The sequence below is a fragment of the Mesorhizobium sp. B2-3-6 genome, from assembly GCF_006442305.1.
In the GTDB taxonomy this organism is placed as follows: domain Bacteria; phylum Pseudomonadota; class Alphaproteobacteria; order Rhizobiales; family Rhizobiaceae; genus Mesorhizobium.
This window is the reverse complement of sequence record NZ_VFVW01000001.1, coordinates 1005721-1028691: the sequence shown is the minus strand read 5'-3', so window position 1 is coordinate 1028691 and position 22971 is coordinate 1005721. Positions and strand designations below refer to the sequence as shown.

Genomic DNA, 22971 nt, shown 5'->3' with positions numbered 1-22971 from the left:
TTGCCGCGCCACATCGCGGTTCATTTAGACGGGAACGGCGAGCTCCCTGCGCTGACGCGCGGGAGCCCGGAGATTGGAGGCCTCGCCCGGAATCGAACCGGGGTGCAAGGATTTGCAGTCCTCTGCGTAACCACTCCGCCACGAGGCCTCGTTACTCCCGGCGTTCCACCCGGTTCCAATAGGTTGCGGCGAAAAAGCCGTCAAGCGGCGACAATGCATTCGCGACGGTTTCGCCTGCGCCAGTCCCCGCACCCCGCCCTAAATGCGAGACAGGGCGGTTCGAGCTGCGTTAGCAAGCCGTTAAGCATGGCGGATGATCGGGAGAAACTCCGCGCACCGGGCTGCGTTGAGGCCGAGGAGGACTGCGCCATGCAGCTGGCCAAACCGGACGAGTCGACCAACAACGCGGACAGCTCGCCGCTGCTGGGGTGCGAGGAGCTGGTGCGCTACGCCATGGATTGCCTCAAGATAGAAGGCACCGGCCGGCTTTCACCGCGCGACCGCGCGCGCCTTGCCTCGGCTTCCGCCGTCCTGAAGGAAATCAGCGAGGATCTGAGAGCAGGCCAGCAGGACGCCCCGGAGGAGGCGAGCACTGGAACGCAGGATAGCGCTGCGATTTGATTCGGGCCCCAAAGGCCGCCGCGACGAAGCCGGGCAAGGTCCCCGGCGTGGCCGATCAATCCGGCCGGCGCCGCCGTTCCCACCAGACGACGAACCGGCGCCGATGGCGGCGCACCATGGCGAATTCGTAGGAGAGCACCAAAAGTCCGAGCGGCACCATCCAGAAACCGAGAATCGGCAAGAACCCCAGAATGCCGCCAATCGTCAAAAGCACGCCGATTGCAATCCTGAGGCCGCGCGAACGCGGCATGGTGAACTTGCGCCCGAAGACCGATATCTTTCGCGCCGGTGCCTGGTTTTCTTCTGCTGCCGTCATCTCGAATGGCTGGTCCGTCTGGTGGTTTGAGGATGTCACTTGACGAAAGCCGCGACCGCGCATTCGGTTCCGCGCCCTCGCAAGACGGCTAATATGAGGACGAACGCCGCCGATTGCGAGAAACGCCTGAGCGAAAAAGTCTCGGAAAAATGCGAAATGGTTCTTTGCAAAGCCGAAAAGGGTTTGCTATAGGCTGCGCCACTCGCATGAGAGCCTCTGTTCCCCGGTAGCTCAGTGGTAGAGCAACCGGCTGTTAACCGGTTGGTCGCTGGTTCGAATCCGGCCCGGGGAGCCAACATTTTCAAAGACTTAGTCGATCCTAAAAAGCTCCGGAAATCGGCCGATCTACAGCATATCTACAGAATCTGGTTTCGCTATGGACCTATTCTGATGATTGCCGCGATCAGCGTGACGGAAGGCTTTGTACGAACTTCACCATCGCCCAACGCCCTTTCACGGCGGCAACGGGGGGTTCGATTCCCCTTGGGCGTCCCAGCAAGTTCACCAACATGACGCCAGTCCGATATTTGCGGTCCCGATAAGAGACCCGTAACGCAGCGTTCGCCGCAGCCGAACCCACTTTCTCGCGATGGCCCGAGCCTTCGGCGGCGAACCCAACAACAGTCAATCGGAATTCGCGACGGGTGCATGTACAGCGCATTTCGTCGTACTTTTCTTAACCGCCAATCACGCGGGTAAAGGAAGGTCAGCAAGCGGAGGATCAGATGCCGCGCACGAGCAAACGTCAGAAGCAGCCTGAAGAAGAGCACACGCATCTGGCCCTCAGGGTGGAACGCTGCGAGGCGAGCGTCGAAGCTGCCGTCAACTACAACGTTTACGCGCCGCAATCCGCTTGGCACTCAGATGATGACGACCCACTGCATCGGTTCACTACGCGCCTGACCGTCGCTGGAATATCCACCTACCCTGAGGAACGGGCCGGCGACGCCTATGAGGTTACAATCTATGGCGACAACTTGGGCTCTGGCGACATTCGTGCGACGCTCAAGGATGTGCAGGAGCGCGATGAGCACGGCTCGCCCAAATATCGTCAATACCGAGGTAGGCAGATCCCCATATACAAGCCACCTCCGGGCATGGGTCTCATCGATAAGATCCGCGGCGAACCGCGCTGGACGGCGTGGCTTCGCGTGTCCCCACGCTTTGCGAGCGACGCACTCGCACTAATGAGCAACGGACGATCACTGTACCTAGCGATACACGAGCGCAAGGCGCACCGCACGCGCTGGGTTCAGAGCGTGAGCTTGCAAACGACCGACCCTGCAGAGGAATAGGCGACCGCTGAGCACCCTCAGTCACCGCGCTGAGGCGCCCCACTTGCTCAGTGAGGAGAGAAGCCTTCACGTGCTTAAAGGCAGCCGACAATGTTGACCACGCCGAGATTCCGCTATAGAACAAAGCGCGAACATAAGACCTGTGGCGATTTTATGTGCGGAGCAAACTTGTTGTTAGGCTGATTGATCGTTAGCGCGGTTGCATCCACCAGCAACTTCCTACAATTGACGAATCATGACACCGAGCTGATGCTGCTCGAAGACGGGGACGATGGACATTGCCTTACCTGGATTGGGAAAAGTTGCTCAATGCCCAACGCCGGAAGGATAAGGCCAAAGGTCTTGGCGCGGAGCGCTCGGCCAAAACAGTTGAGCAGCGGACCGAGCTAGAGCGCGATCATGACCGCATCCTGTTTTCTACACCTGTGCGACGCATGCAGGACAAGACGCAAGTTTTCCCACTCGATCCGAACGACAGCGTGCGAACGCGCCTCACACATAGCCATGAAGTGGCCAACATGTGCCGCAGCTTCGGCACGGCGCTTGTCCACGCATATCCTGAGCAGTTTAGCTTGTCCAAAGAGCTCAACGCCGAGCGGAACATCCCTGCCCTGCTTGAAGCTATCGGCCTGGCCCACGATCTTGGCAATCCCCCGTTCGGTCACCAGGGTGAGGATGCGATCCAGTCATGGATAGAATCCAAGGCCCCGGAGATATTCGAGGGGCTTCAGGAAACCGCATTGCGCGAAGATTTCCTCAAATTCGAAGGCAACGCCCAGGCGTTCAGATTGCTGACCCGCTTGCAGATCGTCAACGACGACTTCGGGCTGAACATGACCTATGCATTCCTTGCGGCTCTTTTGAAGTATCCAAGTCCTTCGGACAAGGTCGACAAGTCTGTTCTGGCGCGAAAGAAGTTCAATTTCTTCCAATCGGAGGCAGGCATCGTCGAGGAGGTATGGAAAGAAACCGGGCTTTCAGAAGGCATCCGCCACCCGCTCACCTTCATTATGGAAGCCTGCGACGACATCGCCTACTCCGTCGTGGACGTCGAAGACGCCGCGAAGAAGGGCCTTGTCAACTTCGATAGTCTTGTCGGCTACTTGCTGCACAAGGCAGACGACGACGTCGTCGTGCTGAAGGTGATAGCAAAGGCCAAAGAGCAGCATGAAGAATTTCGCGAGCAGTCGTTGTCGGCAGCCGAACTCGACGACATCACCATGCAAATGTTCCGGGTCAATGCAATCGGCGCGATGATAGTCGATGCGACTGATGCGTTTGTCGCAAACTTGAGCGCCATCATGGCCGGGACCTTCGGTGGGGAATTGATGGCTGCATCAAAATCCGCTCGTCTGTGGCGTCTGCTCAAGGAGTTTGCCGGCCAGCACATTTACCCGCGTCGCGAGGTGCTCGAGGTGGAATTGACAGGCCATCAAACGATTCACGGGCTCATGGACGTGTTCTGGGCGGCCATAACGAATCGCAAAGACGCAGCGAATCTGTCTTCGAAGCGCACTTCGCCGCTGCACAGCTATGTCTATTCTCGAATTTCAGAGAACTATCGCCGCGTAGCGGAGCACCAGAATAATCGTATGCCAATGCGCTACCGAGAGCTGCAGCTGATGACGGATATGGTGTCGGGGATGACGGACAGCTTCGCGATCTCAATGCTCCAAGAGTTGAGGGCACGCGGCGCCTCATGACCAACTGCGAGCTGTTGCTAGACCGCTATCTGGGCGGAGATATAGCCAATTTCATCAGAGGATCGGAGGGGCACGAGATCGGTGAGATCATAGATGGCCTTAGCCCGGTGGGGAATTGTGCGATTTTTGGCGGCCTTCCCCGCGACTTTGCGCGCGAAGGCCGCGACGCCTTCGAATCGGATGTGGATGTGGTGGTGGATGGCGCCCCCAGCGCGCTCGAGCCCCTGCTTATGCGCATGAATGGCCGGCGCAACCGGTTTGGTGGATACCGCCTGAAGTACGGTCGCTTCGACTTCGACGTTTGGCCCCTGCAAATGACTTGGGCGGCCAGAGCGGGTCACGTGAACGTCTCTTCGCTGAAGGACCTCACCAAGACCACATTCTTTGATTGCGATGCGGTTCTGTTCGATTGCCGCAGCTTGGAGATCAGTCGATCCGATCGGTTTTGGACGAGCATCGGCAACCGTATCGTCGACATAAATCTTGAGGCCACCCCCAACTATATCGGTACGCTCGTTCGCATATTGCGCCTTCATTTCGATAAGAAGCAGCAGCTGGCGCCGCGGCTTGCTGGCTATCTGGCAAAAGGCGTTGCACATAGCCGCAATGAAATCCTCGACTATGTCGCGCGAAATAACCAACAAATAGGCTTGGGGTCGCAGATGGAACTGGATGGCGCGTTTCGTCTTCTGGCGGGCCGTCGCTCTTGACGAGGGTTGACTCGCCATGCCCCTTCCCGGCTCTACCACCACCGAACTGGAACATTCCCAACGTTCGCATAGGGACAACGGTTCTCACGCGCAGGCTAGGGAAGCATCGGCCGGGGGCTTCAAAGGCCTATGCTGGTGAACTCAGGAAAGGCTGAAGCGCAAGAATCGTGCGGTCAACTTCGACTTGCGTGGTTTGGATCGACAGGCTGAAACGCAGCGTCGCGCGTGCATCGTCCAAGGATACACCCATCGCTGTCAGCACATGAGAGGGAGCGGTAGCACCAGCCGTGCACGCTGATCCGGTAGCGATGCAAATGCCACGCAAGGCAAGCTGTTCGGTGGCGTCATCAGCTAGAAGCTGGGGAAAAGAGATCGAACTCGTGTTGGGCAAGCGCGGAGCATCGCGGGAATGAACCACCGCATCGGGTCGCAGGGCAACAAGTCGGGCTTCAAGCTGATCGCGCAGCTGGGCCACCTTCGCCATTTGATCAAGTCCCGCCGTGGCCAGTCGGGCTGCGACTGCCAAGCCGGCCGCACCGGGCACGTTTGACGTCCCGCCGCGTAGACCCTTCTCCTGCTCTCCCGAGATCAGGGCGTTTATCGCCACACCACTGCGGATGAAAAGACCGCCAATCCCCTTGGGGCCGTGAAACTTGTGCGCGGAAAAGGAGAGAAGATCGACTTGTTCGAAGGCATTAGAAAGGTCAATTGCAAGGCGCCCCACGGCCTGGGTGGCGTCGGTGTGGAACAGTGCAGAGGGCGCCAGCTCCCGAACCAGCACGCCAAGGGATGCGAGCGGCTGAATCGCACCGGTTTCGTTGTTGGCCATGTGGATCGAAACGAGCCGCGTTTCTGGACGAAGTGCGGCAGCTAGACTCTCACCGTCAATCAAACCCTGCTCATTGACCTCTAGGACATCAATGTGATGCCCGCGCGCCTGTGCTGATCGCGCAGCATGCAGTATGGATGAGTGTTCGCTAGCCGAGATCACTCCATGTGAACCCGGCGCAAGTGCGCCGAACATGACCCAGCTATTGGCCTCACTCGCGCCTGAGGTGAGGACGATCTGATCGGCGTCTTCCTCCCCACCCAGCAGACCGAGCATTGCGATACGCGCCTCCCGAAGTGGGCGTGCCGCCCCTAGGAGCTCGCCCGCTGTGGAGGAGGCGTTGAGGAAGAGTGTCTCTTGGTAGTAGCGCACGGCCTCAATCACCTCACGGTGGGGGCGAGTGGTCGCGTTGTTATCAAGATAAGCGTTGATTTCCATGCGCGTCAGCCTAGCCCACGCACCAACGCAGCTACTAATTGCTCAAGACGATCGGTATCGATAAAGGGAACCTGGGCATAGATCGGCGTGGTCCCGCCGCCGATAATAGCAGCAAGATGGCCCTTCCCGAGCAGTCGCTCGGCTCCTCCACCCTTGACACCCAGGGAAAGATCCGAGGTGCCAGCGCTGTCTACGCGCAGGATGAGGCGGTTTCCTAGATTGCTGCGCAGTTGCATTGGAAACACACTGGCGTCGGGACGCTGCGCTGCGAAGATCAAATAGATGCCTGCGGCGCGTGCCTTGATGCCCAGCCGGTTGACAACGGCTTCAACGCCAGCGCGGTAAGTGTCGAGCTGCATCCAGTCGGCAAACTCGTCGTGGATCAGCCAGAGGAGAGGCAGAGGGTTGCTCGTCGCCTTGTTGTAAGCAGTTATGTTCGAGACACGAGCTTCCTTGAAGAGTGAATAGCGGCGCTGCATCTCCACCACCAGCTCATCAAGGCGGGTAAGCGCAACATCTTCCCGATCGATGATTGGTCCGTCGAGGTGCGGGAGCGTTTCAAAAGCAAAGTAATCAACGCCCGCCTTCGGATCTATCAAGATGATGCGAGACTGATCGGGCCGATTTGTGGCAGCAATACCGAGAATGATGTTTTGAATGAGGATCGATTTTCCGCTACCGGTGCTACCGGCCACGAGGGTGTGGGGCGCCGGCTCGGGTTCAAGGAACAAGGGTGTGCCATCATCTTCCTTGACCGCGATCAGCAGCTTTGCATTTGCGCCCTCGGGTTGGGTTTTCCATCCGGCCCAGACCTCGGGCAGACCAAGCGTCATCCGATGCGGCCGCTTAATCGAGACGACCACGAAACCCGGTTCGGCTCGCACCCCGATGAGTTCGAGGCCATGGGTCGACTCAAGCTCTTCGCGCTTGTTCTCGACTTTCGCAACAGTGAGATCGTCAGAACCCCGGAACCGCAGCAAAGCGGCATTGGGGGTCAGCACCTGTTGTTCGAGTCGAGCCGACATGCCGTATCGTAGCAGCGCAGCGCGACATCGCTGTGCGGTATCGTCGAGCCACAACGTGTCGCTTTCCTGTGAAGGTCGGTCCTGCGCCCATAGTTCGAGCAGTGCCTGGAAGCTGAGTGAGGTCTTCGATCCTTCGCTAAACTCCGACCCTTTGGAATCTTGGGCATGGGCGGACGTTCGTTCGGCCTCGCCGTTTTCACGAGGAGTCACCAACTCAGTGGGCCTGTCGAGGGGAAGACCGGGAACGGCGGACGCCTGCGTCACAGGCAGCCGGGCCGCAAGCGTCTCGGCAAGCAATGTGGCGCCAAGTTGGAGGCGCAGCGGCGTGGGATCGCGGTTGTCAGCATAAGTCTTCACAATCTCGCGAACCGTCGCTGGCGCAAATCGCTCCTGGTACCCCGAACGCGTTCCCTCCACTCCGGTCATGTGATCGGCCAAGGCGATCTCAGCGTCACCAAAGCCATGACTGAAAACATGGCTGTAGCCAGCCACGCGGATCGTGCATTTGCCGTCCCGGATCGCTATGCGCCAATTCGGATCGAGGCTGGTGCCGTCGCGCTGCGCATCTTGCAACATCTCAGCTAACCGCGCGCGCCAGATTGCGGCGTCGGCGGGCTCGCCTTCGGCGGAAAGTGCCTTTTCGAACCGCCGCAGGCTGGCCTTGAGCTGGCCCTGGCTGTGATCAGCCTTGTCGCGCAGCTTGGTCGTTGAGACAAACTTGGCCTCGGTGACGATGACATCCAGATAGCGGTTGCCATCGACGTCTATCGATGGGGCGAGACACAGCAGATCGGCCATGCGGCCCTCTGCTTGACCAAGCCAGCTTGCGTAATCGTCCAGGAAGAGCCATGCGCGGGGACGATGGCCAAGCTCCCGGTCGACCAGATATTTGCTAAGGACCACACCGATCAACTCGCCGGCACTCGTCCCGCGCCGCGCGGCGCGCAACACAATATCGCCTGATACCGAGTTAGCGTCGTTGATGAGCCTACCGGCAAGCGCCCCGGCGGTTTCTGCATCATAACTGGCATCGAGCCCGCGAAGGCGGCTGCACAAGGTTGCGCGGAGCAACGTGTCGGAAGCCTTGGACGAGATGATCAGCGAACGGTTGCTGCCTGCTGCATGCTTGTAGCGGATGACCGAAATACCGCTGTTGAGAAGCTGGCGCCGGTCGAGAAGGTCGTCGAAATTTACGACCCATGCTCCTAGGCGATGGGTCTCGTCGAGCACCTGCCGGGTTTCGTCGGACTGGAGCACGGTACGCCGATCGGGCACGCGACACAGTCCGCGATCGCGCGCGGCAAGCGCAAGCCCGGCGTCGGCGAGCACAGCAACCGCATCGAGATAGCTCCAGCCAGCCTTCGTCTGGGCTGGACAAGTAAGGTGCAGTACAGCGTCTCGATCGAAACGCCCGATCGCCTTGCGGCGCGACCACTGGGCTGGATCAATGTCGATCGCTGGTCGCTCTATTCGTGGCACATCAGACCAGCCGAGTTCGGCTTGACGAGAGATCACATCGTGGCAGAAGACAATGTCAAACGGAGGCCCATCGCTGCTCTGCGACGGGCGTTGCTCGTTGACCAGGATCGAAATGCGGAGCCGCGACATAAAATCGCGCGCCGCTTCACTCGCATGCAGCCCATCCTGTTGAAGTTCGCGATTGACGAGCTGCTGGTAGAGCGCACGGAGCTGTTTGCCATCTGTGTGCCGCAAAATCACCTGGCACATCGCTTCTTCGCCTTCTCTCTCGGCGTCTTTGCGGACCGCATCCACCACCGCTTGAGGCAGAGCCGCAGCATCGCAATTGAAAAGCACGATCGATAAATTGTCGCGCTCATGCGGCTGTAGCTGGAGATAGACCTGGGCGAGATCGGCAATCTGCCGGGCAGTGGGAAGCACATTCTCATTGCTCGGCGCATCGGCGCCGGCGCGCGTGACCGGTCGTTCTAGAAGCGAGTAACCGTGGAGTGTATCCACCTCGCTGATCAGGATTGCCTGTGCGCTTGGCCACGTCATCGTGATGTCGGGACGAGCGGGATTGCGAAGATTGCGCGAGAGTTCGTCGAAAAACATCGTGCCGCCGTCAGCGAACTCCGGCGCTTGCGGAGCAAAGAGCGCTTCGAGCGCGCGACGAAACTTTGCGAGTTGGGCGTTAAGAGCTTCGAGGCGGAGCGGGTGCCACGGGCAGACGATGACCGACGAGCGAGCGCTCGTCACACCCTGGATCGGCGCGACCCCTATCTCGAACAAAGGGCGAAGGAGGCCTTCAATGACCATTGGGTGGCTGGAAAGGGAAGCGCAAACCGTATCGATCAGTGCGCCATAAGCTTGCGCTTGAACTGCCAGCGATGGCGAGCGCAGACCATGCGAAGCCCAATCGGCCAGTGCGCCCTCATAGGATCTTTCAAAAGTGTCAAAAGCGCCAGCGAGTCGGTCGGCCGATTCCATCTCAAGCACACCAGCCTTGCGCGCATCGGCAAGCGCCCGGCGCCAATCCAAGGCCAGAGATTCACAACGAGAGCTCGACGGCACGAACGACCCGCGGTTACGTTGAGCCGCCGGATCAAGTCCAGAAAGGTCGCGCATATTGATACCGGCCTGGGTGGCGCGCGCACGCTGGCGATAGCCAGCAGAACATCGCACCAGCGTGGTGCGTGACTTGTTGTCACGTAGCCGCTCAAGATCGCTCGCAAGGCCAATGCCGACCGCGTCGAGTGATCCCTCCCATACCAACCTGACGGAAGCGCCGCTGGTTGCCTCTTCCTCTACACGAACTTTGAATCGAAGCTGTCGAGACTTGCGCGCGGTACTTTGCGCACTCCGCCGACGGCTGGCAATTTCGTCAACAAAGCTGTCATGGCGGAACGCAAGAACACGCCTGAAGCTCACCAAACCTTCAAGTGCAGCCTCAAGCCCGCGGTAACGCGCAGCGAACATCGCACAAATGTCTTCGTTGAGCGAAAGAAAGGCGCGTTTCTCATCCTCCACTGCTTCGACAACGAGGATCTGTCGACCCGGCGCGCCCGGTCGATAGAGTCGGCGTACGCATTGAAGCAGGCCCTCGATCAGGTCGGTACAGGGAACTTCGGGGCCGAAGATGAAGCGGTCCCACAGAGCGGCGAGCCTAGGCTCGTGACGAATGTCGACAATGTGGTCGCTGTAAAACTCCTCGTCGCGCTCGTCCTTGCTGGGATTGCGTCCGCGCTCATCGGCCAAGTCATCCAGGTAGCGCCACTCCGCGTGGGTCAGCCGGTCTTCGCGCGCGAGCTTGTAGAAGGCGCGGGTCTCGCTTCCTATCGACTTGGAGTCAGCACGCTGCGCCTCCTCAAAGAACTGACGTACGTCAGGCCAGTCGAGTTCGAAGGGAGCAAAGGATGCAGGACCTATCCCTGGCGGAGCTTCAACATAGGCCGCGAGCACGGCATAAACGTCGCCCGGCAGGATCGAAGACATACCGTCGAGCTTCTCGCGCAGCCTCGCGGTCGAAAAGGGTGTCTGGCTTTGATCACGCTTGTAAATGTAGCAATCGCGCTTCCAATGCGCGAGGAAACGCGCCCGCCACTGGGAATAATGCCCGCGCCGCGCTGGTGAAATATCGTCGAACAGTTGATCGAAGCGAGGAAGATGCAATTTGGGAAGTGCGGCGCCCAAGGCAGCAGGCAGGGGGTTGCCGCCGCGGAGGTTAGCCGCCACAGCGACCAGATAGTCAGCGAACTGCCGCATCGACACGCGGTCGAGCTCCATCAGTGCTCTGATTGCCGCGCGCCATTGAATCGCGCGATCGCTGTCTGGAATCTCGGCAGCAGCGCCGCTGTGACCGAACCACAGATCGAGATGATCCAATGAAAGGAGGGACCCCGCGTCAATTGGATCCACTTGCGATAAAGACTGCGCCTGCGATTCATCAAGTAGGACCAGCAGCCGCGCTTCCTTGTCGCATTTGGCGTGCCGCAGATCGGTCGTGTTGATATCGGTCAGATGCTCAGGCGCTATCCCCTCGACACCGGCAAACGCATAAGCTGGGAGACAGATGTCGAGCCGCCGGCACAACCCCTTGTCGTCCTGTATCGCAAGGACGATGGCAACCATCTCTGCTGGCTCCAAGCCATACAGAACGAACCGCGCCGTGCCATGATCCTGATGCGCGCGGTCAATTCCTGAGCGGATGATGTCGCGACCCACGCGGCCAATGAGCGTCAGACCAGCGGACACGTCACTGCTCCACTGAGAAGGGGTTTATGACATAGGCACAGCCGTCAGACAGCCGTTGCAACAGACCCATGCTGGCGAGCCGAGCCTCCAGCCGCGCACGGTTGCGCTCAAAAGCTGCCGCGTCGAATTCCACCGGGTCGAGTGCCGCGCGCGCCTCGGTCTCACCGAACACAAGGCCGTACTGGTGATAGAGATCAGAGAGAAAACGCTTGAACTCGACACGCTGAGCGACGCGCGTAATAACGAGCGTCTTGAGCAACGCATCATTCGGCGCGTAGCGCATGCGGTTGGTTCCACGGGAGGAAGCGAGGCCAATCTGTTTGGTGTAGCTGCTGTGGACCCGGCCAGCGCCCACCTCGTGCTTTTCTTCCACTTCGCGGCGAAGGTTGGCGATGAGATCGTGCGGTGCGGTGCTCCGGCCGGCTGTTTCGCGATAATGGAAGCGCGCCTCGACCAAACCGGCAGCACGATCCGCGCGTTCCTGGTCCGAGACTTCCTCGCTCAACAGCGCCAACCACTCCGACTCCTCTTCGAACCTGTCGATTGCCGCGTCGAGCGCGCGCAAGGTAAGACTGTCATTGTCCTGGTAAGAAATGATCGAGCGCTGACGCACGAATTCCCGCCTTTGCGCGATCAGTTCGCATACGAGTGGGGGACGCACGGGACGACCAGCCAGTGCGGCGGCAGTTTCCAGCTGATAGAGGACGACATGGAACGCCCCGATTGGTACCAGATGCGCAAACGCATCTTGCCCGGGCAGCCCAAGTGCGAAGATCGCTATCCAATCTTCCGCTAGACGATCGAATGCCGGGTGTTGGCGATAAGGGAGGTAAGTCTCGCCTTTCTGATCACGGTTCGTATCATCGTCTCCAGGAGCCGAAAGCAGAGCGATCAGCCGATTCTTGGGCTGGTTGGGATCGAATAATGAGGCGAATGACGCACGCAATTCGGCACCCCTGTGGGCGCGGCTTGCCATCATGTAGAGGATTTCACCGGTACGGCCAAAATTGTTGAAGTCTGCAGTGATCGCACCGGTCTTCTCATTGAGAGTGGCGTCGCTGAAGAGTGCGTCAACGCCAAACGGGAAGATGAAGCGGGACGAGCTGCGACGATTGGATTCGTTCTCCAGCGTGGTCTGGCGCACCAGACCAACTAGTTCGGCGAAATCGCGAAAACTGCTGAAGCGATCGCGCAGATAGTCGAAGTCAGTGCCTGCACTCAGGCCCTGCATCGTTGCGAGCCATTCCGTCCACTGGCTTTCACTGTCATCGGACGCTGCTGCGATCCGTTCCATATCATCGTTGCTGAAAAGAATAGCGCGCAAACCCAATCGGAAGCGCATTTTATAAGGGTGAAGCTTGTCGGGTGCCCTCGGCGAGAACGCGGTGTCCGCATCCGTGCGATGGAACGCTTCCGCAACGTTCAGAAACTCGAGAAACAACAGCCATGGCGTCTGACGTGGCCACAAGCGATGACCAAATAGCGCCTCCTCCACCCAAACGGAACTCTGTCCAGGCGCGCCGGATGCGCCCGCGACTTCGGCTCTATTGGCTTGCGCCAGGAAATTCATATCCGAATCCCCAGCTGTCGTGTGGCGAGAGCGCCATCCGTGCCTGCGCTTAGGATCGACAGCAGTACCGAACGCCCCGCGTTGATCTCATAGAAGTCGGAAAGCACGCGGGTCTTGAAGGAAATAATGTCCTCGTAGCATTCTTTCGAAAAGCTTGAGGGCAGCGCACCTTGGGCCACACGCATTAGAAATTCGAACCGCATCAGGGTGAGCGGAAGTGCGGCATCATGGTCTTTGCGCAGATGAACATGCAAGACGGGTACGTGGCGATCGGAATCGAAACTGAAGCTCAACCCAGAGCCGTTGAAATCGAGCTCGAGCGGGACAGCGTTGAGATAGAGGTCGCTAACCCGCGCGGTCGTAAAATCAAGACCGGTCGTCAGAAAGAGTCTGTCCAAAGTGCCAGCTAGCATGCCTGTCCAGACACGATTAAGGCCCTGAACCAGACGCGAGAGCAGCGCCGGATTAACGACGTTGCCCGCGCGGAGGGGAGCGAGCATTTGGCTGCGATACACGCCGGCTGACTGGAACACACTCAGCTGCCAGGGGTCGAACCTCGGATGGTCTTCGGTCAAACGAAAAAAAAGCCGTATGCGCTCCCCAATTAATCCGGCATGGAATTCATCGGCGGCGCCGCGATCCTCCTCGGCCTCAAGATAAGCTTCTCGCAGTCGCTCGAAGCCTGGATTGACCCCATAGAGTGGGTCGTCGCCCACGAGCCGTTGATGATGGGCTTGGAGATCGGTGTCATTTTGGCCAAATACCAGCAGCGCATCGAGCGCGTTGCTGGTCTCGAGCCCGATACGAAACCCGGTGAAGAAGCGGAAAACCGCATAACGCTCGCGCCGCGCCTCGGTCAGATTTGCGCCAAGCAGATTGTCGTAGAGACACGCCTCATGGTGCCGGCCGTCACGCACCAGTTCGCGAAGTGCGTCTGGGCGTGCCACCCCGTCGCCTCCTTTGTAGCCAAGCAAGGCATTTACCAGGAGCAGCAGGATCTCGCGAATCGAAACGTGAAACCCATTGCTGTCACACAACTCGCCTAGCGCTTGCAGCCGTTCGCGAATGCGAGGCTCATGGAGCAACCGAAAATTTTTGGTCAGAGGCGACGAAAAGCTAAAGGCCGGGTCGCTCGCCTCAACATCGAAGCACTTCCACTCCGGTCGAGCGAGCAAGCAGTCGAGTGCGCGTTCCAGCAGCTCTCGCGTCGACATGCGGCTCAGGTTCAGGAACAGCAAAGCCGCGCCTGTTTGGCTGCGCTGATCGCGCGTCAGCAGCGTTTCGATAAGCGGCTTTAGCCGTGTGTCGGCGCCTTCAGGTAGCGAATCGAACGCCTGCACGAGCTTGCCGTCGTTGCCGGCTACCACGAAAAATTCCAGAGGTTCGGGATCAAAGACCGAACGAGCAAAGCGGTTTAGCAAGTCAATTTGATCGGTCGTCCACGGCTGGCGCTGTTCGGGCGTGAAACCGCTTAACTCAAATATGAAGTGAAGGGTTCGTTCGCCATCTGGCGTCTCAAGTATGACCTTGCCGTAATTGCTACGATCCGTTCCTGCCTTTCGGCTCTCGTCGCCGGTCAGCCGGTACCACAACTCGCTACACAGGCTTGTTTTTCCATCGCCTGCCGTGCCGGTTAGGATGACGTTAGTTAGCTTTCCCTGCGTCGGTGCGATCGCCTTGGAGAGCGCGTCCGCCTCAGGATGTTCGAAGGCGAGCGGCGCTACGCCATGCGCCTGAGCCTGCTGTGAAACAGTTTCGGCATACATACCTTCAAGCTTGTTGATAGGACCATAGCTGCGCAGGAAGGAAATCCAGCGCTCGCCTGACGAGCCACGGTCCTGTAGGGAACTCGTCACAGCTGGCAAATCATACAGCCGTCGCGCGGCGTGGGTTCTGTCTCCAAGCCGCCAAGCACATCGACAAGCGGTCGCTGGCTGCGCCGCGCGCGTTTACGCTCCTGAGTGCGTTCCCAATTCTCTTGGATCGCAGCCATACGTTCAGGCCGCTCGAGCTGTTCCAGTGGCTCGTCGGTCCAATAGAAGACCTGAGCGTTCACGCGGTTGGGCTTCTCGTAGCTCTTGGCTTCTTCGAAGAGCTCCGGATAATGTTGTTTGAGGCGCACCCACTCAATCTTTTGCTGGTAAAAGCAGAAGAAGCAGCCCGAACGGGTGCGCCCCCACTCGGTATAGGGCGGCATACCAAGCCCGGAATCAGTCAGGATGCGCACCACACCGGCGTAGTCGATCCCGTCGTCGCGGAATGGAAAAACCGCGCGAATGTTTGGCTTATGGCTGATATACCCCACGCGATCCTCGTCGGCACGAATGCCGACATAGTTGATGCAGGGCTCGTCTCCGATATACGCCTCAAAAGGCTTGAGCTTGAGGTAATCGGTGCACCAGCGCCGCCGCGCGGAGGGAAGCACTCCTCCCTTGCTGCGCAGGATATCGTCGAATCCCTGACGCGTGGTGGTACGGATTACCCGCTGCCCAAGATAGGATTCGAGCCGCTCAATATAGGCGACCGTATCGGGCAATTCCTTCCCCGTATCGTGGAAGATGTATTCCATGTTGGGTACGCGGTCGCGCAGGTGGATTGCCAGCGCGGTGCTGTCCTTGCCGCCCGAAAGGCTTAAAATATGGCGGACTGACGGGCCGTCCCAATTGATCACGATGTCCATCCTGTCTTTTGTGAAGTCGCTGCGTCGGCGTCTTCGTCGCTGGTGGCGGCCAGAAGCAACCGCGCGGCCGCGATCCGGCCGATCCGGCCTGTTCGATCAAGCAGCGGCGCCAGCTCAGCCTCGGCACGCTTGATCGCCGCCTCCTGCTCGACGGTGGTGCGGAAAACCCGCTCGACCTGACGGCCATCAGCGCAGGTCACCGCGATGCGATAGGCACTATCATCATCGCCTTGACCCGGGAAGTGGATCGTCTCCACCTGACGGAACCGTCGCGCAAAGAAGGCGAGCCGTTGGTGAAACTCCTCTTCATCGCTGTCGGTCCAGCGTTCGGGCGGCTTGCGCGCGACGAAGCTTGCGATCGACTCGAGCCAAGCGGTGTCGTCTAGCTTTTCGTCAGCAAGCCGCAGCACGAATGCACGCAATTCAGGTTCGACCAGAGCGCGAACGAGCGCGCGGCCCCGCAAGAGTACCGGGGCGCGCAGCTTTTCGAGATCCTCATCGGCCTCAAGCGCCGCACCGAGAGCCGAGGACAGGCGATTGAGCAGACGCGGATAGGCGTCGCGCAGCTCGCGAATTGCCCCTGCCATCGCCTTCACATACCGGACCACTGCTTCACTTCCAGGAAGGGTCTGCGGGCCAATCGCCTCCAGATCGAAAGCTTTGGGTAGGTCAGTGAAAAGGAGGGCGCTGGGGTCGCGTCCGCTGAGTAGCGCCGTGCGTGCAGAAAGCGTCGCGGGAGCCAGTCGGCGGGTCCGGCGCGAATAGTCGGGAAGCTGCTTACCCACAAACGTCATCAGCGGCCGAACGATATCAAGCAGCGCCGGGCGTTCGCTCAGCCGGGCTTCAAGCGCTGCCCCGAGCTGGACATAAAGCTCAGCCCGCACCCCTTCGACTGCGCAATGCTGGAACTCGAAATGCTCTGGCTCCTTTGTTATGCGAGTAAATTCAGGGCCGCCGACCTGCTCAAGATAAGTGCCGTCTTCGTAGACTGCAGTCTCGTGCCAGCGCGCGCGCAAATAGATCGCGATCACCAGCGGTATGAGTCCGTCGCGCATACCGAAAGTCGCGCCACGCAGGAGAGCTGTCAGCACTTGATAACCCACGGGTTTGTCCGTGGCCTTTAGGGTGTTACCTATTGCATTGAGCGCCGGCCCGAAATTCAGGCTGTCCTCATCCGGGTCTGGAATACGAATTTCCCACCGGCCCTTGTGCTGAACATGGATGCCGCCCTGCTGCAGCACAGACAAATAGATTGCGCGTTCGGGCGGGGTGTTGTGAGTTGGCAGGCCAAGGCCGGGCTGATCGGCACTGGTGGCTAGCGCTTCGATGAGAAGGCCCCGTGCGCGCGCAGCAGCCGTGCTCAAGGTCCGTCGATTGATAAGTTCGTTGCTTACCCATGGGCACTGCGAAAAGGCACGATCGCACAGATCGGAGAGATGCGAGACGAAGCTGCGAGACGACGCGAACTGCCGCTCACCGTCGCGGTCACGCCAGCGCATTCCGATGGCCGCGCTGCCGCGCACATCGAGCAGGCCGCCGAGCGTGCGAGCGAGTCGCTCCTCGGCGAGTGCCAGCTGCCGCGAGACCTCCGTACGGGCGATACGGTCGCCAGCCAGCGCGGAAGTATGATCGCGCACCCAGCGCCAGGCGAGTACGTCGCGTAGGAGTGGGTCGAGACCGGATGTGTGGCCCGGCAGACCTACAAGGGTTGTCTCAGGAAGCGTGCAATGCGCGAGGCGATCCCAGGCCTCCTCGCGTGCTTGCTCCGTGGTTGAAAGCAGCAGCACCACTCGACCGTCCGGAGCCTGAGTGTCCGGTACGATTGCGCCTTGAACCTCCTCCTCGAACCGAGCGCTGTCGACACAGACCAGCTCGAAATGCCGAAGTGCGCCGCGCTCGACATAATGGCGCCTGGCGACGATCGGGTCATTGCGGATCAATCGCTTCAAATGGTCGAACGTCTTGTCGATTGGACCGATCGCACGCTCAGCCGCGGCGAAGGCCTCATCTAGATCAACGCTCGTATGCGGCCACAAACACAAGGCACCAGCAGCACCCCTGTCATAAAGGATGCGAGCTTCGTGCGAGAGACGGGTGATCGCCGTCTTCGCGCGGTCGTTGGCGCGCTTGTCCACCCCGGCCACCGCGAGAAGCACGGCCTCACGCGTCGAAGGGAGTGATGGGTCATCGATGAGGTTGAGAAGTGCCACCGTCTTGAGAACGGCTTCTTCGTCCGCCCCGTTCGTCTCGGCTGAACGCAATATTTCTCGGATCTGGTTCCAGCGCGTCGCAAGGGCGCCTGAACCAAGTACGCTGGCGAAATTTGCAGCGAGATAGTCGAAAAAATCTTGCAGTCGATACGGCTTGAACCCTTCGATCGCATGCTGTGCATGCGCCATTAATCCGCAGGGTTCAGAGGAGGACAGGAAACTAAACAGCGACCGCTCATTCTGGCCGAAGCGGCGCATTGCACGGCTGATCACGGGCAGCAACGTCGCGTCGAGTGGAAGCAACGCCGGTGCGAGGTCGATCATCGCCGCGCGATTGACGCCGCTGCCATACCAATTCTGTTCGAGAGCGTTTGCCATGGTGCGCTCTGCCGCACGCACCAGGGAGGGAGGGCAAGCGTCGACATCCACGTCCAACGCAGCCGCAATCAACGTTGCGGCCTGCTCCAGGGGCGGCGCGAACACCACCTCCTCGTAGCGGCCGGCCACCTTCTCCCATTCGCGCCGATGCGCGCTTGTCAACCGGCTCGCATAACCGGCGATCGCTTGGTGTACGATTGCCATAACCATCACCGGCTGATCGCCGCTGCGGGCAGCATATTCGGCCAGATGCTGCAGCAGATAGATGTCGTCGGCTTCAGTCTGGGCGGCTGCAAATTCGAGATTTTTGCCGAGCTCATCGAGGATCACAAGAATGCCAGCAGCCTTGCCCTGCGCTACAAGCGCCGCACGCAATGCGTCCAGTGCAGCTATCACGCATTGTGGCTCGGGGCCTGCATCGAGCGCGCTGCCAAGCGCGCGAGGGATGCGAGCGAAGCACCGCTCGGCAGAAGCACGCAACGCGCGCATGACGCTTTGGCCTACTGGCTCACGCTCGCCAACAACAAGCACGGGTTCGAGGCGCTGCGCCGCGCTATAATCCTGCAGGTCCCGTGGCAGCAGTTTCTTGTCGGCGAGCCCTAGTCGGGCGAGCGCCAGTGCGAAACTTGACTTGCCCGAGCCATAGTCGCCGGTCAAGCGCCAAGCCCGCGCGGTCGAACCGCTTCGAAAGCCATCGGCAAGTCGCTTCGCGATGTCACGGATGAATGGAGTTACGACGTAGTAAAGACTGGCCTGAGGGTCGCCAAAATCCCGCTCTATCTGCACCGAACGCAGATGGTGTGGGCGTACCTGAAGCAACGCTGCGAAACGACCCTCCGGCGCGAAAGTCTCGGTTTTAAGCATCGGTCAGCTCCGCAGCGGATTGATGGCGAAACAAGTCGCGCAACAACCCGGTTGCAGCCGGGACCGCCGGCCGGCGCAACATAAATTGGTTGAAACTCTCGATGAGCTCGACTCGGGCGCCGCGGCCAGACGCAAGTCGCATCACACGCGCTAACACCTCATCTTCCGGCATCCGGAAAACACGGCCTGGTGACCTGTGGCCAAAAGCGATTGACGAGAGCGAGACGGTCTCTTCGAACTCGAAGGAGTTGCTCCACCAGTCGTGCAGGCAATACGAAAACAGAGCGTCGCTAATCATTGGCTTGGGATCGAGATCGAATGCGAACACCGGTTCGCGTCGACCCTGTAGTGTCTCGCGATCGCCGGCACGCGCCACCAGCCCGAGCGACGACAAGGGACTGTCAATCCCCTCCTCGCCGCGGCCATTGCGGCCCCGCAAATAGGTGTGAAGCCAAACATCGAAGTGTTGCCGGGCGCTAACACTCGAGAGGGGGCGGGCGGCCCGCTCTGCTTCGCGCGCAAATGCAATCATAACCTCAGACGTGGTGAAGAACCGCTCGCTCCAACGGTTGATCAGCAATTCCCAGGCGAAGAACGGACCTTCGCGTAGCGTGGCGATGTTCCAGTGGAGCAGCCAAAGAGTTTGTTCATCCTCGAGAAACCGGTCATAACCGCCAACGCCGAGCAACGCTTCGCCGAGCTGTGTGAGCCTCCACTTGCCGTCGTGGCGGGTGGCGATGCCATAGGCCTCCACCCAGACTCGCAGTGATTCGACCATGTTCTTCCCAAGGCCAAGCCGCACCACCCCGCGCAGCGGATCACTGAATACGTCGTCGCCATCCTGGATGGCTTGCGCCGCCTTGGGCAGCCAAGCAGTCCTGAGTGCGAAGCTCTGGTGCCCACCAAACCGGTAGGTCAAAGAATCCGGTGCAGACTTGTTCACGTTTTATCCATTACCCTCATACCGCGAGGACGCTATCAGGCCTATGACCTGACCACCACCCTCGATGGCAGAATCCTGTGCATCACCGGCGTCGGCGGCACTGCGCCAATCCGTTGGAAACCCTTGATTCGCGGCAAGCTGCGCGAGAGGGCGAATGAGCTGATCATAGCGATCCTCGATCCATTGCTGGGTAAGCCCTACGAGTTGCGGCGGATCGACGCCGAAAAAGCCAGCGTAGGCCTCGGCTAGGCCGGGCGGCAAACCGGGCTGGCGAAGAATGCCGGCATGCAGGCCGGCAAGCCTCGGCAGATATAGGTCAAGCGCTGGGAGATGATCGGATTTGTTGCGGTTTGCGGCCGGAATGATTGGAGCCAGATTCCAGAATTCGTCATGAACGACAAACGACCACGGCAGGAAATGGTCGACTTCGAACCGTTCACCGACTGTCTCGCCGCTGAAGATGTCCACTACTCCCGCATCGCCGGCCTGGGCGATCATCTGACCCCACTAGGCGCGAGCCGGGCCAAGCGAACGACGGCGCGGCAGTTCGAGCTTGTTAATGATGCCAGGAACATTCGGGTTGCGCGCCTGAAGGTACCGAGCGAGCTGCTGCTCGGCAAAGCCAAGCACGAGTGCACGGTTCGCCCCGAGCCAATCGCGCCAGCCCGGTGCGAGCTCCACCAGCACAGAGTCGCGCACCTCGATGAGTCGATAAGGACCGCTATGGGCTTGACCAAAGGCCCGATCGGACACTGCCATGAGTTCGCGCGAGCCGCGCCGATCATACGGGGTCTCGCGGGCTGCTTCGGGAAACCAGCTGCCCAGGAAGCGGCCGGGCACGAAGCGGGCAAGCTCATCCTCCCACTTCGGCAGCGCTGGCCACGCGCCGAGCGCCCTTGATAGTCGCGGTGCCGAGGTTCGCGCTCCCAGACCCGAGCTTGCCTGAAGAGAGCGCACGCAATCCTGGAGCCGATCCACCTTGCCTAGCGACAGGCGGAATAGTGCCACCGCCGCCCACCCGCGCATGACCATCGCCTGTACTATCCTTCCCGCGGGCAACGCGCGTTCGAATTCCGGTAATAGATCGATGATCGCGAGCAGCCAGAAGAATTTGTACGAGGAGGTTGTGTCCCGGAACACGGTCCCAAGCTCCCCCGTCCTTAAGGCGGGGGCGGAGAGCGGACTTGATAACGGGATTTCGGTAACTGGAGGACCTGTCGTCGCGTCCGACATCAGTTGAACCTTGCAGGCAAGCGGACGCTGCCAATCGCCACGCCTTGAGCCACGGCCAAGCGCTCACGCAGCTTCGCATCGGCCTTTCGTTCACCGAGCATATATTGCAGAAGTGCAAGGGCGAGAGTGGCGTTGGCGGTAATCATTCGGTTGCGGCGATCGTCCCAGATCAAACCCTTGAACGGCGCCTTGGTCAGTTCGAGTGGGACTTTCTTAACAAGCTTGAAGGTGGCGGCGAGCGTATGCTCCTTCTGCATAGAGGCAATCAGCCGCATTATGATCGTGAGGCCAACGGGGCGAAACATCAGCCGATGCTTTGGTGCGGCGCGGCCCGCCGGTATTAGGTCGCGGAATGTCTTGCTGCGCATCGCTCTGTCAAGCTCGGCATCGAGTGCGATGAGCCGCTCGAGATAATCCAGTACTTCGCCCGCATAGCGGTTTATGATGCGGTCGGGCAGGCGGACGCGCGTGGCGCGCTTCAGTTCGTCGTCGCCACGTCTCGCGCCGATGTCACTCAGCACCAATTTGATAAGATCGTAAAAATGACCAATCGAAGTCAGTGCGGGTGCTTGGGCGGGAATGCTCGGCGTGAAACGGTCGATGTCGATCTGTCCTCGATTGAATAACATCTGCTCATCTACGAACCGACGGGTGAGGATCGCGGCCAGATCGACCTCGTCGAGCGCAATTATATCGCGCTTTGCCACCGGGACCGCTTTCTTGTTGATCGCAACGAATAAGCTGCGGGTTCGCCGCACCCCCTTGGCGTCGGTTCGGTGCGCCACGAACAGGACCGACACGCGATCATCACCAATCTCGGCGTTCGTCTCGAGCGCGCGTCTGATGCCCGCCAGCCGATGTTGACCATCGAGCGCGAAAAGATTCTCGTTACCGTTGAACTCAAGATAGCCGAGAGCATCGCGATCGGTGTCGTCGATATCCGAGAGGCGATGCGCGTTATTGCGCACCTCCACGTCGAAAGGGTGCCATTGCGGATGTCCACCATGGACACCCACCACGAGTGAATTGAAGAACCGATCCTGGGTCTTGATCAGATAGTCCGAAATGTCTTGGGCTCGCGTTTTGTCATCTAGGCTGCGCTGAATCATCTCGCTGAGCTTGGGATTGTCGTGGATTTCCCGGGCATAGCGCACCCGCTCTTGAAGGTCGGCCAGCCTCATCAGCGTTGCGTAATAGACCCAACTGCCGAACTGGCCCTGAATGGCCGGAAGGTAAAGCGCGCTACTCATTGCCATGCATTTCGGCTTGCTTTCACCTCAGCGCTGAAATCCCGCACAGAGTAGGGAGGCATCAGACTGTCGTTCAGTGCGCGTTCGATCTCTCGCAATCGTGCCTTGTCGGCGTCATGCTGCGCGAAGCAGAATTCTGCCTCACCCCAGAAAACGTTCAAGAATTTGCGGATCTGCTTGCGGCCATGTGCACTGTTCCGCTCGATCAGATATTGCCTGTAGCGGCTTCGTAGATTTTCGGTCTCTCCAGCGTATAGCGGAAACTGAACTTGCGGCAGGCCGCTCAACGTGTGACCCACAATAAAGCAGTATAGCCCTGACGTCTCCGGAACCGCCGTGGCACCGCCATTGCGGAATGGGACTACCTCCCAGTTGAGTGTATGGTCCTGCGAGAATTTCGTCCATCGGCCTGGATAAGGAGCGCATCGGATGATCCGCATTTCATCAACTGCGATTTCCTCCAAGAATGCTTCCACGATTTGCCCCCCGGCAGCACTCCCCAGTGATTCTCACCAGAGGGTCAAGTTTTTTCGAACCAAATAAAAGTCCGCGTATCGGTGATAGTAGGATGTTCTACCCTGGCGCAAGTATCACTCAGTTGGTTACTTGTGCAACCACCCCGTCTCGCCCTGCGAGGGCAGAAGGGAGCGGCAGGTGCGAATGATCCCCAGGGGCATCAAAACAGGGAAGCTGG

16 protein-coding genes and 2 tRNA genes are annotated in these 22971 nt (G+C 59.6%); 5 read left to right on the top strand and 13 right to left on the bottom strand.

The genetic code is table 11. The annotated features are described in order from the left end of the window. Positions 1–74 precede the first annotated feature (74 nt). Positions 75–148, bottom strand: a tRNA-Cys gene (locus tag FJ953_RS04935). A gap of 221 nt (positions 149–369) precedes the next feature. On the opposite strand from FJ953_RS04935, the gene FJ953_RS04930 reads away from it, so the two are divergent. Next, positions 370–621, top strand: a complete 252-nt coding sequence (locus tag FJ953_RS04930; protein ID WP_140495746.1) for a hypothetical protein — start codon at positions 370–372, stop codon at positions 619–621. 55 nt (positions 622–676) lie between these two features. Here the strand turns inward: FJ953_RS04930 and FJ953_RS04925 are convergent, their stop codons facing one another. Further along, positions 677–937, bottom strand: a complete 261-nt coding sequence (locus FJ953_RS04925; protein WP_140495745.1) for a hypothetical protein — start codon at positions 935–937, stop codon at positions 677–679. A 220-nt stretch (positions 938–1157) separates the two neighbouring features. Between FJ953_RS04925 and FJ953_RS04920 the strand changes: the two genes are divergently transcribed. The 4 genes from FJ953_RS04920 to FJ953_RS04905 all read left to right on the top strand — a co-directional run bounded on the left by FJ953_RS04920 (position 1158) and on the right by FJ953_RS04905 (position 4645). Then, a tRNA-Asn gene (locus FJ953_RS04920) sits at positions 1158–1232 on the top strand. 430 nt (positions 1233–1662) lie between these two features. Continuing rightward, positions 1663–2232, top strand: a complete 570-nt coding sequence (locus FJ953_RS04915) for a hypothetical protein (protein WP_140623371.1) — start codon at positions 1663–1665, stop codon at positions 2230–2232. Positions 2233–2510: 278 nt separating this feature from the next. Beyond that, entirely contained in the window at positions 2511–3935 is a 1425-nt protein-coding gene (dgt, locus tag FJ953_RS04910; protein WP_140623369.1) for a dGTP triphosphohydrolase, read from the top strand. Further along, positions 3932–4645: a hypothetical protein gene (locus FJ953_RS04905; RefSeq protein ID WP_140623367.1), complete on the top strand. Its 714-nt coding sequence runs from the start codon at positions 3932–3934 to the stop codon at positions 4643–4645. Before dgt ends, FJ953_RS04905 begins: the two co-directional genes overlap by 4 nt. 127 nt (positions 4646–4772) lie before the next feature. On the opposite strand, the gene FJ953_RS04900 is transcribed toward FJ953_RS04905, so the two are convergent. From FJ953_RS04900 to FJ953_RS04850, 11 genes are all read right to left on the bottom strand, one after another. After that, positions 4773–5912 (bottom strand): cysteine desulfurase family protein, encoded by a 1140-nt coding sequence (locus tag FJ953_RS04900; RefSeq protein ID WP_140623366.1) that lies wholly within the window; start codon positions 5910–5912, stop codon positions 4773–4775. 5 nt (positions 5913–5917) lie between these two features. Further along, positions 5918–11149, bottom strand: coding sequence for an FtsK/SpoIIIE domain-containing protein (locus FJ953_RS04895; RefSeq protein ID WP_140623364.1), 5232 nt, complete (start codon positions 11147–11149; stop codon positions 5918–5920). A 1-nt stretch (position 11150) separates the two neighbouring features. After that, positions 11151–12719 carry a hypothetical protein gene (locus tag FJ953_RS04890; RefSeq protein WP_140623362.1) on the bottom strand — a complete coding sequence of 523 codons (1569 nt, stop codon included), beginning with the start codon at positions 12717–12719 and terminating at the stop codon, positions 11151–11153. After that, positions 12716–14575: a hypothetical protein gene (locus FJ953_RS04885; RefSeq protein WP_140623360.1), complete on the bottom strand. Its 1860-nt coding sequence runs from the start codon at positions 14573–14575 to the stop codon at positions 12716–12718. The genes FJ953_RS04890 and FJ953_RS04885 overlap by 4 nt, the downstream gene beginning before the upstream one ends. Then, complete coding sequence (locus FJ953_RS04880) at positions 14572–15399, bottom strand: phosphoadenosine phosphosulfate reductase family protein (protein ID WP_140623359.1); 828 nt, start codon at positions 15397–15399, stop codon at positions 14572–14574. Before FJ953_RS04880 ends, FJ953_RS04885 begins: the two co-directional genes overlap by 4 nt. After that, positions 15387–18851, bottom strand: coding sequence for a hypothetical protein (locus FJ953_RS04875; protein ID WP_140623357.1), 3465 nt, complete (start codon positions 18849–18851; stop codon positions 15387–15389). The genes FJ953_RS04880 and FJ953_RS04875 overlap by 13 nt, the downstream gene beginning before the upstream one ends. Continuing rightward, complete coding sequence (locus tag FJ953_RS04870) at positions 18844–19794, bottom strand: DUF4007 family protein (protein ID WP_140623355.1); 951 nt, start codon at positions 19792–19794, stop codon at positions 18844–18846. Before FJ953_RS04870 ends, FJ953_RS04875 begins: the two co-directional genes overlap by 8 nt. A gap of 3 nt (positions 19795–19797) precedes the next feature. Next, positions 19798–20292, bottom strand: coding sequence for an HNH endonuclease domain-containing protein (locus FJ953_RS04865; protein ID WP_140623353.1), 495 nt, complete (start codon positions 20290–20292; stop codon positions 19798–19800). A 9-nt stretch (positions 20293–20301) separates the two neighbouring features. Beyond that, positions 20302–20934 carry a hypothetical protein gene (locus tag FJ953_RS04860; protein ID WP_140623351.1) on the bottom strand — a complete coding sequence of 211 codons (633 nt, stop codon included), beginning with the start codon at positions 20932–20934 and terminating at the stop codon, positions 20302–20304. A 92-nt stretch (positions 20935–21026) separates the two neighbouring features. After that, the gene (locus FJ953_RS04855; RefSeq protein ID WP_140623349.1) at positions 21027–22283 is read right to left on the bottom strand and encodes a DNA sulfur modification protein DndB; all 1257 of its coding nucleotides are present in this window, start codon (positions 22281–22283) and stop codon (positions 21027–21029) included. Next, positions 22274–22741 carry a hypothetical protein gene (locus FJ953_RS04850; protein WP_140623347.1) on the bottom strand — a complete coding sequence of 156 codons (468 nt, stop codon included), beginning with the start codon at positions 22739–22741 and terminating at the stop codon, positions 22274–22276. Before FJ953_RS04850 ends, FJ953_RS04855 begins: the two co-directional genes overlap by 10 nt. Between the last annotated feature and the right edge of the window lie 230 nt (positions 22742–22971).

Coding starts and splice junctions, on each gene's coding strand:
- FJ953_RS04890 (WP_140623362.1), bottom strand. CDS start 12,719: ATGAATTTCCTGGCGCAAGCCAATAGAGCCGAAGTCGCGGGCGCATCC.
- FJ953_RS04925 (WP_140495745.1), bottom strand. CDS start 937: ATGACGGCAGCAGAAGAAAACCAGGCACCGGCGCGAAAGATATCGGTC.
- FJ953_RS04900 (WP_140623366.1), bottom strand. CDS start 5,912: ATGGAAATCAACGCTTATCTTGATAACAACGCGACCACTCGCCCCCAC.
- FJ953_RS04880 (WP_140623359.1), bottom strand. CDS start 15,399: ATGGACATCGTGATCAATTGGGACGGCCCGTCAGTCCGCCATATTTTA.
- FJ953_RS04930 (WP_140495746.1), top strand. CDS start 370: ATGCAGCTGGCCAAACCGGACGAGTCGACCAACAACGCGGACAGCTCG.
- FJ953_RS04865 (WP_140623353.1), bottom strand. CDS start 20,292: ATGATCGCCCAGGCCGGCGATGCGGGAGTAGTGGACATCTTCAGCGGC.
- FJ953_RS04905 (WP_140623367.1), top strand. CDS start 3,932: ATGACCAACTGCGAGCTGTTGCTAGACCGCTATCTGGGCGGAGATATA.
- FJ953_RS04855 (WP_140623349.1), bottom strand. CDS start 22,283: ATGGCAATGAGTAGCGCGCTTTACCTTCCGGCCATTCAGGGCCAGTTC.
- FJ953_RS04915 (WP_140623371.1), top strand. CDS start 1,663: ATGCCGCGCACGAGCAAACGTCAGAAGCAGCCTGAAGAAGAGCACACG.
- FJ953_RS04875 (WP_140623357.1), bottom strand. CDS start 18,851: ATGCTTAAAACCGAGACTTTCGCGCCGGAGGGTCGTTTCGCAGCGTTG.